General features: G+C 62.9%; 12 protein-coding genes. 6 read left to right on the top strand and 6 right to left on the bottom strand.

Annotated features, from left to right (window positions below):
• Positions 1–268 precede the first annotated feature (268 nt).
• The 6 genes from modA to ACXAF5_RS19580 all read left to right on the top strand — a co-directional run bounded on the left by modA (position 269) and on the right by ACXAF5_RS19580 (position 4753).
• Positions 269–1012, top strand: a complete 744-nt coding sequence (modA, locus tag ACXAF5_RS19605) for a molybdate ABC transporter substrate-binding protein (protein ID WP_474947937.1) — start codon at positions 269–271, stop codon at positions 1010–1012.
• A gap of 8 nt (positions 1013–1020) precedes the next feature.
• Positions 1021–1716 (top strand): molybdate ABC transporter permease subunit, encoded by a 696-nt coding sequence (gene modB, locus ACXAF5_RS19600; RefSeq protein ID WP_474947954.1) that lies wholly within the window; start codon positions 1021–1023, stop codon positions 1714–1716.
• A complete protein-coding gene (modC, locus tag ACXAF5_RS19595; protein ID WP_474947936.1) occupies positions 1713–2798 on the top strand; it encodes a molybdenum ABC transporter ATP-binding protein in 1086 nt (361 codons plus the stop codon). Before modB ends, modC begins: the two co-directional genes overlap by 4 nt.
• A gap of 118 nt (positions 2799–2916) precedes the next feature.
• Positions 2917–3597 (top strand): energy-coupling factor ABC transporter ATP-binding protein, encoded by a 681-nt coding sequence (locus ACXAF5_RS19590; RefSeq protein ID WP_474947935.1) that lies wholly within the window; start codon positions 2917–2919, stop codon positions 3595–3597.
• On the top strand, positions 3590–4180 hold the full coding sequence (locus ACXAF5_RS19585; RefSeq protein ID WP_474947934.1) for an energy-coupling factor transporter transmembrane component T family protein: 591 nt from the start codon (positions 3590–3592) through the stop codon (positions 4178–4180). Before ACXAF5_RS19590 ends, ACXAF5_RS19585 begins: the two co-directional genes overlap by 8 nt.
• Positions 4181–4219: 39 nt before the next feature.
• Positions 4220–4753 carry a biotin transporter BioY gene (locus ACXAF5_RS19580; RefSeq protein ID WP_474947933.1) on the top strand — a complete coding sequence of 178 codons (534 nt, stop codon included), beginning with the start codon at positions 4220–4222 and terminating at the stop codon, positions 4751–4753.
• Between the two features lie 154 nt (positions 4754–4907).
• Here ACXAF5_RS19580 and ACXAF5_RS19575 read toward each other — a convergent pair whose 3' ends face one another.
• The 6 genes from ACXAF5_RS19575 to ACXAF5_RS19550 all read right to left on the bottom strand — a co-directional run bounded on the left by ACXAF5_RS19575 (position 4908) and on the right by ACXAF5_RS19550 (position 12454).
• Positions 4908–5915 carry an Ldh family oxidoreductase gene (locus ACXAF5_RS19575; protein WP_474947932.1) on the bottom strand — a complete coding sequence of 336 codons (1008 nt, stop codon included), beginning with the start codon at positions 5913–5915 and terminating at the stop codon, positions 4908–4910.
• A 55-nt stretch (positions 5916–5970) separates the two neighbouring features.
• Positions 5971–6621 (bottom strand): DUF3726 domain-containing protein, encoded by a 651-nt coding sequence (locus ACXAF5_RS19570; RefSeq protein WP_474947931.1) that lies wholly within the window; start codon positions 6619–6621, stop codon positions 5971–5973.
• Entirely contained in the window at positions 6618–8309 is a 1692-nt protein-coding gene (locus ACXAF5_RS19565) for a hypothetical protein (RefSeq protein WP_474947930.1), read from the bottom strand. Before ACXAF5_RS19565 ends, ACXAF5_RS19570 begins: the two co-directional genes overlap by 4 nt.
• A gap of 107 nt (positions 8310–8416) precedes the next feature.
• Positions 8417–9961, bottom strand: a complete 1545-nt coding sequence (locus ACXAF5_RS19560) for a BCCT family transporter (protein ID WP_474947929.1) — start codon at positions 9959–9961, stop codon at positions 8417–8419.
• 64 nt (positions 9962–10025) lie between these two features.
• On the bottom strand, positions 10026–11006 hold the full coding sequence (locus ACXAF5_RS19555) for a membrane dipeptidase (protein ID WP_474947928.1): 981 nt from the start codon (positions 11004–11006) through the stop codon (positions 10026–10028).
• Entirely contained in the window at positions 11006–12454 is a 1449-nt protein-coding gene (locus ACXAF5_RS19550) for an aldehyde dehydrogenase family protein (protein ID WP_474947927.1), read from the bottom strand. The genes ACXAF5_RS19555 and ACXAF5_RS19550 overlap by 1 nt, the downstream gene beginning before the upstream one ends.
• Between the last annotated feature and the right edge of the window lie 59 nt (positions 12455–12513).

Genomic DNA, 12513 nt, shown 5'->3' with positions numbered 1-12513 from the left:
CTCTCCAATGCCTTCGAACAGAATCTCCTTCCGCGTCAGCACTGGGACGATCTCTGCCTTTCGGCCGTGAAACCTCGGCTCGGGTCAATAGGTCCGGATCAGAACGGTTTGCAGTATCGGACAGATCTCGAGGGTCTGAATCTGTCCCGTTTCGAAAAACCTCCACACTGAGCCTTGTATCCGAGCGGAGCCTGACCCTAGTTTGATCGGGCAGCACCAATGGCGCCCGGAATCAATGTACAACACGTTTGGAAACGCACTTCGGAGGTTGGCGGTCAGGCTGGTAGTGGTCTGCGCCCTGCTGGTTCCCTCCTATCTGCACGCTGAACCCCTGCGTATCTTTGCGGCCGCCAGCCTCAAGTCCGCCTTGGATCAGGTTGTCGCTCTCTATGCAGAGGACACGGGCCAGGCCGTAACGGTTTCCTACGGAGGCTCCTCGGTCATCGCGCGACAGATTCAGCAGGGCGCGCCGGCAGATATATTCTTCTCGGCCAATTTGGCCTGGATGGATTTGCTGTCGAAAAAAGGCCTGATTGCCCCTGACACACAGGCAAATCTGCTGGGGAACACATTGGTGGTGATTGCGGCCCCGGGAGAGTCGGAACTGGAGCGTTTGCAGGATTTGCCGCGTGAACTGCGGGGGCGGCGGCTGTCCATGGCTCAGATTGATGCTGTGCCAGCAGGGATCTATGGGGCAAATGCGCTCCGGTCGGCGGGGATATGGGAAGAGGTTTCGACGCGCGTGGCCCAATCCGCCAATGTCCGCGCCGCGCTTGCCCTGGTTGCGGCCGGGGCGGTGCCGTTTGGAATTGTTTACCGCACGGATGCCTTCGCTGAACCGCGTGTCACGGTGGCTTACTCCATCCCGCCAGAGCTTCATGCGCCGATCATCTACCCGGTGGCGGCAGTGCGGCAGTCTGAGGCGTCGAGCGCCTTTCTGGATCATCTCACGTCCAAATCGGCGATCGCCTTGTTTGCCAAACAGGGGTTTGTTCCTCTGATTGGTGAGTGATGGCTAATATGCTGACATCATTTGGGCCGGAAGAATGGAGCGCGGTGCGCCTGTCCGTCAAAGTGGCACTCTGGGCAACGCTGGTGAGTTTGCCGTTCGGCGTGGCAACGGCTTATGTGCTGGCGCGCTTCCGGTTTCCGGGAAAGCAATTGCTGAACGGCCTGGTGCACTTGCCGTTGATCATGCCGCCTGTGGTAACTGGCTACCTGCTGTTGCTGGGGTTTGGTCCGACGGGGCCATTCGGACGTGTGTTGGAGTCGCTTGGCATGGGGGTTGCCTTTCGCTGGACTGGCGCTTCCTTGGCTGCCGGCATCATGGGCTTTCCGCTTATGGTCAGATCCTTGCGCCTCTCCTTCGAGTTGGTAGATCCCGGGCTGGAGCGCGCAGCCGCCACCTTGGGGGCATCCGCGCCCTGGATCTTTCTCACCGTGACCCTGCCACTGGCGTTCCCCGGTCTGATTGCCGGCGCAATCCTGGCCTTTGCCAAGGCAATGGGTGAGTTTGGTGCGACCATCACGTTCGTGGCCAATATTCCGGGTGAAACCCAGACATTGCCCTCCGCCATCTATGCTTTCTTGCAAGTGCCGGGCGGGGAGGGCGCCGCCATACGATTGGTCGTGATCTCGATACTGATTTCATTTCTCGCGCTGCTGCTCTCAGAGCTCCTTGGGCGCAGGCTCCGTAAGACGGGCACACCCTCATGAGTTTTGAAATTGACATTACGCTACGCCAAGGGGCGTTTCAGCTGGAGGCAGCGTTTTCCGCGCCGCAGGGCCTGACTGCATTGTTTGGGCGCTCCGGCTCTGGCAAGACGACGATCGTGAATGCCGTTGCCGGTCTGATCCGTCCGGAGCGTGGCCATATTCGTGTCGGTGATCGCGTATTGTATGATGCTTCCCGGGGGGTCGCGCTTGCCACCCGGCGGCGGCGGATCGGCTACATCTTTCAGGATGCGCGGCTGTTTCCGCACCTGTCGGTGCGCCGAAACCTCTATTACGGATACCGTCTTCTTCCCCTTCGTCGGCGCCCCTCGGAGCCGGCCCATATCGTCGACATTCTCGGGCTTGAGGCGTTGCTCGACCGATTTCCAGCGCAGCTCTCCGGAGGAGAGAAGCAGCGGGTGGCAATCGGACGGGCCTTGCTCGCGGCGCCCGAGCTGTTATTGGCAGACGAGCCGCTGACCGGCCTCGACACACCGCGGAAGCTGGAAATTCTGCCCTATTTCGAGCGCATTCGGGATGAGCTGAAGATCCCGGTTTTATACGTCAGCCATTCCTCGGCCGAAGTCGCGCGACTGGCCACAACGGTTGTCGTACTGGACGGCGGGCGGGTCGTTCAGATCGGGCCACCAAGAGATGTTCTGTCCGATCCAAGCGTAGTGCCAACTGGTGTTCGCAATGTCGGTTCAATTCTGCATGCGCGTTTGGTGCGCCACCATGCCGACGGGCTGAGTGAATTGGATGCCGCCGGGATTCCAATCCTGGTGCCCCGTGTTACCGCCGCCTCCGGGGCGTCATTGCGGTTAAGGATCTCTGCCCATGAGGTCATTCTGGCAGACCGCTATCCCGAAGGGATGTCGGCGCTGAACATTCTGCCCGGAACTGTGGTGGCTATCCGGTCAGGGGAGGGGCCTGGCGCATTGGTGACCCTTGACACTCAGGCCGGCCCCTTGCTGGCACGCGTCACGCAACGGTCGGTGGCGGCGTTGCAGCTGGCGCCGGGAGTGCAGGCATTTGCAATCGTGAAATCCGTAGCCATTGCCCCGGAGGACATCGGGTCAGGCTAGAGTTAGCCGCAATTTTGATATTATAGATAATATATTCTTTTCATTCTTCGGCAGATCCGTTATGGGCTGAACGGCAGCGGAGACGCCAACGGCCAAGAGACGATCAGGGCGCGCAAGAATGATTGAAGTTCAAAATGTCAGTCTGACACTTGATAACAGCCCCGTTCTGAGGGACGTCAGCCTGACCCTGTCAGAGCGCCGGATTGCCATTCTGGGCAGCAATGGAAGCGGCAAAAGCACCTTTGCCCGGCTCTTGAACGGATTGCGTCTGCCGACAGAGGGGCGGGTTTTGGTCGATGGTCTCGATACAGCAAAACACGGCCGTGACATTCGTAAGAAGGTCGGGTTTGTATTTCAAAACCCTGATAACCAGATCGTTTTTCCGATTGTCGAGGAGGACGTTGCTTTTGGTCTGAAGAACCTCGGACTGCCCGCGCAAGACCGGGCGCGATTGGCCGAAGAGGTCCTTGGCAGATACGGGCTGCTATCCCGCCGGGGGCAGTCCTCGCATGTCCTGAGCGGGGGGCAAAAGCAGCTTCTGGCAATTGCCGGCGTCCTGGTGATGAACCCGGAGTATGTGGTTTTGGACGAGCCCACCACATTGCTGGACCTTCGCAACAAGTTAAAAATCGCCAATGCGATCGAGGCTTTGGAGCAGACGGCGATTGTCGTCACTCACGATCTGGATCTGGTGTCCAAATTCGACCGGGCGATCGTCTTTGAGGAGGGGCGGGTATTGGTGGATGACCAGCCTGACCGGGCAACCGTTCGATATATAAAGGCAATGCAGGATGCTTGATCTGTATGTTGAACGCGACTCTCCGCTTCACGCGTTTGCGCCGGGCTGGAAAATTCTCGCGCTTGCGATTGCCGGGTCTGTACTGTTCGCCATCGATCATATCGCGCTCTCGTTGGGCGCCCTTTGCGGTACGCTTGTCCTCTACCGTGTCGCGCGGTTGTCGGTTGCCATGGCCTGGCAGCAGGTCCGCCCGGCGTGGTGGATCTTTGGGCTGATCTTTGTCGCCCAGCTGGTTTTCAACAGCTGGCTCTTTGGCCTCTTTGTGATCCTGCGCTTTGCGGTGTTGTTGATGCTGGCTGGGCTGCTGACGCTGACAACGAAATCCAGCGATATGATCGACGGGATCGAGGCCGGACTGACACCGCTGCGTCGCTTTGGATTTCGTACCGAGGGTATCAGCCTGGCGATCTCGCTGACCCTGCGTTTCATTCCCGTGCTGACGCAGGTGGTGCAAGAGGTACGCGAAGCTCAGAAAACCCGGGGGTTGGAGCGCAATCCCTTCGCCGTCGCCATTCCCTCGATCGTGCGGACCATCAAGATTTCTGAAGAAATCTCGGATGCTATCGACGCCCGCGGGTTTTGAACGCCACCCTATCTAACGACCACACAAGGACTCCTCCCCATGAATACGAAGGATATCGTTCTCGTCGCGCTGTTTGCTGCCCTGATGGCGGCGCTTGGCGTGATCCCACAGATTACGCTGCCGCTTGGCGTGCCGATCACCGCTCAGTCCATGGGCGTGATGCTGGCAGGCGCGTTGCTGGGGGCCAAACGTGGCGGTCTGGCCATTGCGCTGTTTCTCGGGCTTGTCGCGCTTGGGCTGCCGCTGTTGGCCGGCGGGCGTGGCGGCGCGGGGGTGTTCTTCGGTGCCTCTGGCGGCTTCCTGATCGGGTTCGTCGTGGGGGCATTTGTGATCGGCTTGCTCTTTGATCGCCACAAGACCCAACCCGCGTTCCTGCTTTCTCTCATTTACATCCTGATCGGTGGCATCGGAGTTGTGTACCTGTTTGGCGTGCCATGGCTGGCTCAAATCGCCGAACTGTCGCTGGGGCAGGCGCTTGTTGGATCTGCAGCCTTCCTGCCTGGTGACTGCGTCAAAGCTGTCCTGACTGCGTTGATTGCGCGAGAGGTCCGCAAGGCCATTCCGACACTTTGATCCGCCGCAGGTTCAACTCTCGGTATATCACCGGTATAATATAACATAATCAACATTACGGGGGTGTTTGAGGCACCCCCGTTTTTCGTTGTTCCGTCGGAGCACGGTCCTTGGTGGACCGCGCTTGGTGGCAGTGCGCGCTTGACGCGCGAAGTCAGGTCAACCCGCGCACGGTTTCAAGCATGGCCGCATTGACGTCCACTCCCCGCTCTGCGGCGCGCTGTCGATGGGACTTGCGGCTGTCGCCGGGAAGCCGTGCGCCCTCCTGCGCGTGGATGGAGTCGACAAGACTGCGCATTTTGTCGGCAAAAGCGCCGCCGGAGCTTGCCTGCGGATCAATGGCGATGAACATCTGTCCAGTGCGCGGCGGGCCGCCTGCGGTGCCAGAGAACGGGCTGGCTTGGGTGCCGAGGTTGGCTCCGGTCATTGCGGCCGCCATCAGTTCCACGGTCAGGGCGATTCCGACGCCCTTGTAACCGCCCGAAGGCACCATCGACCCCTTGAGCCCGGCCTCCGGATCGGTGGTCGGCTGGCCGTCGGCGTCCAGCACCCAGCCCTCGGGCACCGGGCGGCCTTCGCGGGCGTGTTTCATGACTTCGCTCTTGGCGATGGTGCTGGCGGATTGGTCGATCAGCACCGCGACGGAGCCATCTGCATCGGGGGCGGCGATGGAGAACGGGTTGGTGCCCACCACCGGCCGCGCCCCGCCGGAGGGGGCGATCGAGGCGGGGGCGTTGGTGAATCCGATCCCAAATAGGCCAGCCTCGGCCAAACGCCGGGTGTGCACGCCAAGGACGCCGCAATTGTAAGAATTGTTCACCGCCAGCACCGCCACGCCCAACTCGCGTGCCAGTGGCACCAGCTGTTCAAATCCAAGATCGATTGCCGAATGAGCAAATCCAGTCTCGGCATCGACGCAGATCACTGCCGGGCGCGGATGTGACAGTCGCGGCGTTGCAGTGCCGTCGACCTTGCCGCAGCCGACGTGCTGGGCGTAGATCGGGATATAGGCAAGCCCGTGGGAGGCGACACCATCGGCCTCGGTCATCGCGGTGGCAACGGCCAGCGGGCGAGCGTTTTCCTCGGATGTGCCGGCCTTGACCAGGGCGCGAAAGGCAAGGTCTTCGATCTCGCTCAGGGACAGGGTTTCAGTCGCGGTCATATGCAGGTCTTTCTGTTGGGTGTCTCGAAATGGGCATTGGGTCAGGGCCCAAATGTCAGTCGTTGTCGCTAAGTCCGGCGCCGGCACCGCGCAGCCGGCTGTCGTCGGTGGCGGGGGCAAAAGTGCGGTGGGCGAAGGTCGAAAGTCGCTGCCAGCTTTCGGCCGACACATCGGCGCGCAGCACCGGCTCGCGGCGTCCGGTCATCTGGGCGGGGGCGGTACAGACCATCTGATCCGCCATTCTGGCCCGCAACACCGTCGTATCGCCTTGCACGCAGAGCTGGCGTCCGTCGGTGGCCAGCCGCGCCCCGGCCCATTCCGCTGCCACCGGATGACCCAGGCGTTGTGCTGCGCCGCCCATGAAGGGCACCGCCAGAAGCGGGAAGCAAATGTTCTCCATCGCGATGGTGCCGCGCTCCATCAGCCGCATCGCGCAGTCGCTGAGCGATGCACCTGCGATCAGCGGGCTCATGCGCCGCGCGGGGGCATGCCAGACGGGCGCGCGCAGGGACACGGGCGAGACGTCGATGGGCGGGATGCGGTCGTTCATTTCCAGAAGATCCGCCAGCAGGTCGGTGCCGGGAAAGCCGAAGGCCGACAGCCAGCGGGTACCCTTGGCCGCCTCTTCCGCAAGGCCCCACGACAGGCCAGCGCCCCGTGCGGCGCGTTTGCTCATGGCTTCGATTTCATTGAGGGAGTGGCTCATGCCTGGACCTCCGGCAAGGTGGGATACACCCAGAAATCTGCGGTCTCCGGTGACAGCTCGCTGGGAAGCGGGGCGTTGCCATACATGCAGATGCGCACCCAGCGGTCGGAGCGCGGATCGAATTTGGTCGCGCCGAAGAACGCCAGCTTGCAGCGCAGCATGTCGATGGGAAGCACCCGGTCGGAAATCGTGTTGTCGCGGATCTCGGCATAGGGCGCGCGGCCCACGATCTGGACCCGGCGCAAGACATGACGGTGCTCCGGGTGGCGCAGGATGAATTCGGCCACTTGCGCGTCGTCCGGCCAGTGTTTCAGCGCCGCATGCAGCAGGGCGGCATCGCGACCGGGGGCGAGCGGCTGCTCGTATTCCTCGATCGGTTCCTCGAACCGTTCACCAAGACGCGGTTCCAGCTTTTCCTCGGACACGTACCAGGCGCGCGCCTTGTTGCCCGGCGCGGCCCAGTCGGTGTCGATGGCCCATCTGTAGACCCGGTCCAGCAAGTTGCGCAGATCACCGATCGACATGGCGCCCGCGATGCGGAAAGTGGCCGTGTTGTCGGCCGACATGGTGCCGGCCAGATCATCGACCAGTGTCCCGTAGGGTTCCAGCATCAGCGAGGCGATCCATTCCTGCCCTTCAAGGGACAAGGTTTCCTCGGCCCAGCGGTAGAGCGTATCCCATGGGGCGGGCGCTGACAGATCCGCCTGCTCCAGGTAGCCGCGCAGCTGGTCGAGATCTCCGCGCAGCGCCTGTAGCTTGTCCACCTGAACCGGGTGTTCGGAGTGCCAGTTGTCGACCAGCCGCGCTGCGCGGTCGAACAGGTCGCGAAACAGGGCAATGTCCCCGGGGCTGGCCTGATCGAGGCCGCGCACCCGGCTGAGGGCGGTTTCCCGTGCGGCGATCCAGTTGTTGAACAGCACCGGGTGGTTGAGCAGGAAGGGGGCCATGCCAAGCCCGGTGGAATTGCCGATCCCCATCGAACGCGCAAGTTCGGGCGCGAGGGTCGCGGCGGTCTTGCCCGACCGCGCGGCGCGGCAGTCCGCCATATGTTGCACAAGGTCGGTGACGAACCAGCGGGTCAGGTAGACCGAGAGCATCTCGGCCTGAAACGGGACCCGGAATTCGGGGCGGTCGGCGATCATCTCGCGATCCGCCGCGCCCAGCTTGCCGGAGCCGTAGACCGCGGTGGTGCGCATCAGATAGCCGACGGCGTCGATCTGCGTCGCGTCGGGCTGCTGTCCGGCGGCCAGCGCGGTGACCACATGCTCCCACAGCCGCACCGAGCGGTTGGCGCGAGAGACCGAAAGCTCGCTGCCGGTGACGCGGCCTGCTTCCTGCAGGGGGATATTCTGTGCCAGCCGCGCGATGTCCTCGGGCGTCGGGATGCCGTCAAACAGGGTGAAGGTCGCGTCCCAGGCGTCGGCGATCACCCTGTCGGAGCGTTTCTCCGGCGGCAGGTCATGGGCAAAGGCCACCAGCGAATAGGCGCGCTCCGGCGTGTGGGCGGTATAGACCGCGTGGCCTTCGCCGCTGGCATCGATCTCGAAGGCGGTCTGTTCGAACCGCCAGCCGTCGCGGGCCATGCGGCGGGTCAGGATCCGCATGAAGGACAGGCGGGACTGGTGGATGGAGCCGAGGCGCGCAAGACGCATTACCAGATCAGGATCGCGGGCGGGAACGTCGGTCATTCGGTGGGGCCTTGTGCAGGGGTCTGTGGTGGTGGGGTCCATGTGTCGTGGTGAGGCCGGGTCTGGCCGGTTGGGGCCCGGGCACAGGGGTGCGCCCGGGCGAAGGCTCAGCTGTCCTTGCCTTTAGCTAGGGTGATGCGCAGCGCATCCCAGAGCGAGGGCAGCAGCAGCAGCGAGACCGGCACCGCTGTCACCACGATGAAGCTCTGCAATTTGGAGACGCCGCCAGCGCCGACCGAAATCAGGATCACCGCCATCACGCCCATGGCAATGCCCCAGAACACCCGGATGGCCGCGGGGGGCGTGTCATCGTGGCTCATGGTGGCGGAAATTACATAGCTCATGGAATCGCCGGTGGTGGCAACAAAGATCGTGGTCAGGATCAGAAACAGGATCGAAATCACAAAGCCCATCGGCAGGTTGGTGGTGATCGCCAGCAGCGCGGCGGGCAGGTTGAACCCTTCGAAGGCGGCTGAGATGGTGCCGGGCTCGGCCAGTTCCATTGCGATACCGGTGCCGCCGACGATGGTGAACCAGAAATTGGTCACGATCGGTGCAATCACCGAGAGCATGAGGATGATCGACCGGATCGAACGCCCTCGGGACACCCGGGCGATGAACATCGCCATCAGCGGACCATAGCCCATGAACCAGCCCCAGAAGAACACCGTCCACCAGCCGAGCCAGCCGGGATCGCCGAACAGGCCAGCCTCGCCGCGGAACAGGGCCATCTGGAAGAAATTGCCGACATAGGTGCCAAACCCCGAAAAGAACGAGCCGAAGATGAACGTGGTCGGCCCCGCGACCAGCACGAACAGCAGCAACAGCGCGGCCAGCACCACGTTGATCTTTGACAAGACCTGGATGCCGCGGGACAGACCGGTCATGGCAGAGATCGTATAGATCGCCACCAGCCCCGCAATCACGGCAAACTGGGTGGCAAACACATCGGGCAGACCGAACAGTGCTGCCAGACCGTAGCTGACTTGCAGGCCCAGGAACCCGATCGGCCCGACGGTGCCCGCAACCACCGCAATGATCGAACAGGCATCGGCGATCAGCCCGATGGGGCCGTGGATCGCCTTGTCGCCGAACACCGGATAAAGCAGCGTGCGCGGCGCCAGCGGCAGGCCCTTTTCATAGTGGTAATGCATCAGCATCACCGTGGTCAGCGAGCCGAGGATGGCCCAGGCGAGAAACCCCCAGTGCATGAAGCTCTGGGCGATGGCCGGGTTGACGGCGGCCGCGGTCGCACCTTCGGCACCAAAGAGCGGCGGTGAATAGAGGAAATGGGCAATCGGCTCTCCCGCCGCCCAGAAGACTCCCCCGCCCGCAAGCAGGGTGCACATGATCATCGACCCCCACTGGAAGGTGGTGAATTCCGGTGCCGCAAGCCCGCCCATGATCGCCCGCCCGCCGGGCAGAACGCAAAGTACCAGCCCGATCAGGAAGGTCGCCAGCAGCAGCACCTGCCAATACAGACCAAAGTAGGTGGCCGCGATGTTGAACCCCCAGTCGACCGCTGCCGAGAGCGCGTCGAGATTGATCAGCGCCGCCAGGCAGAACAGCGCGATAAAGCCTCCGGAGATCAGGAACAGCGGCACGTTCACGCGGCTGTCCTTCTTGATGTCGTTTTGTGTTGCGTCGGACATAAGTCCCTCCCGTTGTCCACCCGCGCCGCGTTTGCCGCGCCGGCAAGTTGTCCGCTTCGGCCGGTTATGTTGTTGCTTTGGGGCCGAAATTTTCAGAAAAGAAACGATACCAGTTGCCGCCCATGATGCCGGCCACCTCGGCCTCGCTCAGGCCGGTGGCGCGCAGGCCGCGCTCGATATTGGGAAAGTCGCGGTTGTCGCGGAACCATTCGGGCATGGCCGGGAAACCCGGCGCGGATTTTGACCCCTCGCCATAGTCGATCTCCTTGGTCCAGCGGCCCACGCGCATCCATTCCACCACGCTGTCGGGCTGGTCCTGGCACAGATCGGTGCCGATCCCGAGATGCGCCGCGCCGAACCGTTCGGCGGTGCGGGCCACCATGTCGCAGAAGTCCTGCAAGCTGCATTCCGATTTGCCCTTCAGGTGATGCGGGTAGACCGAAAAGCCAAACATGCCACCGTTTTCCGTGACCGCACGGATGACGTCCTCGCGCTTGTTGCGCAGGGCTGGGGCCCAGGCGTGCGGGTTGGCATGGGTGATCGCGATAGGCCGGTCGGAATGGTCTGCCGCCGCGATGGTGGAGCGATCGCCGGAATGGCTCATGTCCACCACCAGGCCGACCCGGTTCATCTCGCGCACCACCTGCTTGCCCATGCGGGTCAGCCCGGTGTCCTCGTCCTCGTAACAGCCCGAGGCCAGCAGCGACTGGTTGTTGTAGGTCAGCTGCATGAAGCGGGCGCCCAGGGTGTGCACGATCTCCACCAGGCCGATGTCATCCTCGATCGGACTGGGGTTCTGAAACCCGAAAAACACGGCCGTGCGCCCGGTGGCGCGGGCGGTGTCGATATCGGCGGCTGACTGCCCCTTGAGGATCAGATCCGGAAATTGCTCGAACCAGCGGTTCCATTTCTCAAAGTTCAGCACCGTTTCGCGGAAATTCTCGTGGTAGGCGATGGTGACATGGACCGCGTCCACGCCACCCTCGCGCAGCTGCCGAAAGATCTTTTCCGACCAGTTGGCATATTGCAGGCCGTCGATCCGCATCACACCGGCCCGGCGCTGATGTAGGCGGTCTTGACCGTGGTGTAGAACTCCGCCGCGGCCTTGCCCTGTTCGCGCGGTCCGTAAGAGCTGTCACCGCGCCCACCGAAGGGCACGTGGTAGTCGGTGCCCGCCGTCGGCAGGTTCACGGTGACCACGCCGGTGCGCGCATTGCGGCGGAAATGGGTGGCGCGAGCGAGCGAGCGGGTCACGATGCCCGATGTCAGGCCGAAGTTGGTGTCGTTCACCACCGACAGTGCCTCGTCATAGCTGGCGACCTTGATGACCGATGTCAGCGGCGCGAACATCTCTTCGCGGTTGATGCGCATCTGGTTGGTGGTGTTCAGGAACACCCCCGGCGACATGTAGAAGCCTTCGGTGGCCATCTCCAACCGCTGACCGCCGCAGGCCAGTTCCGCGCCCTCGGAGCGGCCCAGATCCACATAGGCGAGGTTTTCGGCCAGTTGCTGCGCACTGACCACCGGGCCCATCTGGGTGCCGGCCTCCAGCGCATGGCCGACCGTCATCGCTTGGGTGCCGGCCACCAGTTTCTCGACAAAGGCATCATGCACGGCCTCATGCACCACAAGGCGCGAGGACGCGGTGCATTTCTGACCGGTGCCGCCGAACGCGCCGCCAAGGGCCAGCGTCACCGCCAGGTCCAGATCGGCGTCGTCCATCACCGCCAGCGCGTTCTTGGAGCCCATCTCCATCTGTACCTTGGTCAGGTTCTGGATTGCCGCGGCCGCGATGCCCTTGCCCACCGGCACCGAGCCGGTAAAGGAAATCGCGTCGATCTGCGGGCTCTCGACAAGCCGCTGGCCGATGCTGCGGCCAGCGCCCATGACGAGGCTAAACAGCCCCCGGGGAATATCCTGACGCGCGATTATCTCGGTCAGGGCCACGGCAGAGGCCGGGGTCACATTGGCCGGTTTCCACACCACGGCATTGCCGTAGCACAGCGCCGGCGCGATCTTCCACGCGGCGGTGGCGGTGGGGAAATTCCACGGGCTGATGATCGCCACGGTGCCGACGGGTTCGCGGCGCACGTCAATTTCCACACCTGCACGAACGGAGTCGGCATTCTCGCCCAGCTGGCGCAGGCATTCGGCGGCGTAGTAGGTAAAGAACTGACCGGCGCGATAGATCTCGCCCCTGCCCTCGGCCAGCGGTTTGCCTTCTTCGCGCGACAGCAGCGTGCCGAGTTCTTCGGCCCGGGTCATCAGCTCGGTGCCGATCGCCATCAGCACCGCCTGTTTGCGTTCCATCCCGTAGGCGGCCCATTCCTGTTGTGCGCTGCGGGCCTGCGCCAGCGTCGCGTCCAGTTGTTCGCCGCTGGCCTGGGCAAACAGCCCCACCAGATCGGAGAGGTCGGAGGGGTTGCGGTTCTCGATCTCGCCTTCGCCGGCCTGCCATTCGCCTGCAATCAGGTTCTTTTGAATCTCTGTCATGGGTGTCTTGCCTCGTCAGGAGTCCGTTTTCCCCGGTATGGACTCGCCGAATTCCTTCA

The sequence above is a fragment of the Epibacterium sp. ABV4_022 genome (assembly GCF_056159345.1).
This window is presented reverse-complemented; position numbering and strand designations above follow the sequence as displayed.

What these genes read in the sequence shown, in the direction of transcription:
- ACXAF5_RS19565 (WP_474947930.1), bottom strand. Translation starts at nt 8,309, where the DNA reads ATGACCGACGTTCCCGCCCGCGATCCTGATCTGGTAATGCGTCTTGCG.
- ACXAF5_RS19570 (WP_474947931.1), bottom strand. Translation starts at nt 6,621, where the DNA reads ATGAGCCACTCCCTCAATGAAATCGAAGCCATGAGCAAACGCGCCGCA.
- ACXAF5_RS19580 (WP_474947933.1), top strand. Translation starts at nt 4,220, where the DNA reads ATGAATACGAAGGATATCGTTCTCGTCGCGCTGTTTGCTGCCCTGATG.
- ACXAF5_RS19575 (WP_474947932.1), bottom strand. Translation starts at nt 5,915, where the DNA reads ATGACCGCGACTGAAACCCTGTCCCTGAGCGAGATCGAAGACCTTGCC.
- ACXAF5_RS19555 (WP_474947928.1), bottom strand. Translation starts at nt 11,006, where the DNA reads ATGCGGATCGACGGCCTGCAATATGCCAACTGGTCGGAAAAGATCTTT.
- modC (WP_474947936.1), top strand. Translation starts at nt 1,713, where the DNA reads ATGAGTTTTGAAATTGACATTACGCTACGCCAAGGGGCGTTTCAGCTG.
- ACXAF5_RS19590 (WP_474947935.1), top strand. Translation starts at nt 2,917, where the DNA reads ATGATTGAAGTTCAAAATGTCAGTCTGACACTTGATAACAGCCCCGTT.
- ACXAF5_RS19560 (WP_474947929.1), bottom strand. Translation starts at nt 9,961, where the DNA reads ATGTCCGACGCAACACAAAACGACATCAAGAAGGACAGCCGCGTGAAC.
- ACXAF5_RS19550 (WP_474947927.1), bottom strand. Translation starts at nt 12,454, where the DNA reads ATGACAGAGATTCAAAAGAACCTGATTGCAGGCGAATGGCAGGCCGGC.
- ACXAF5_RS19585 (WP_474947934.1), top strand. Translation starts at nt 3,590, where the DNA reads ATGCTTGATCTGTATGTTGAACGCGACTCTCCGCTTCACGCGTTTGCG.
- modB (WP_474947954.1), top strand. Translation starts at nt 1,021, where the DNA reads ATGCTGACATCATTTGGGCCGGAAGAATGGAGCGCGGTGCGCCTGTCC.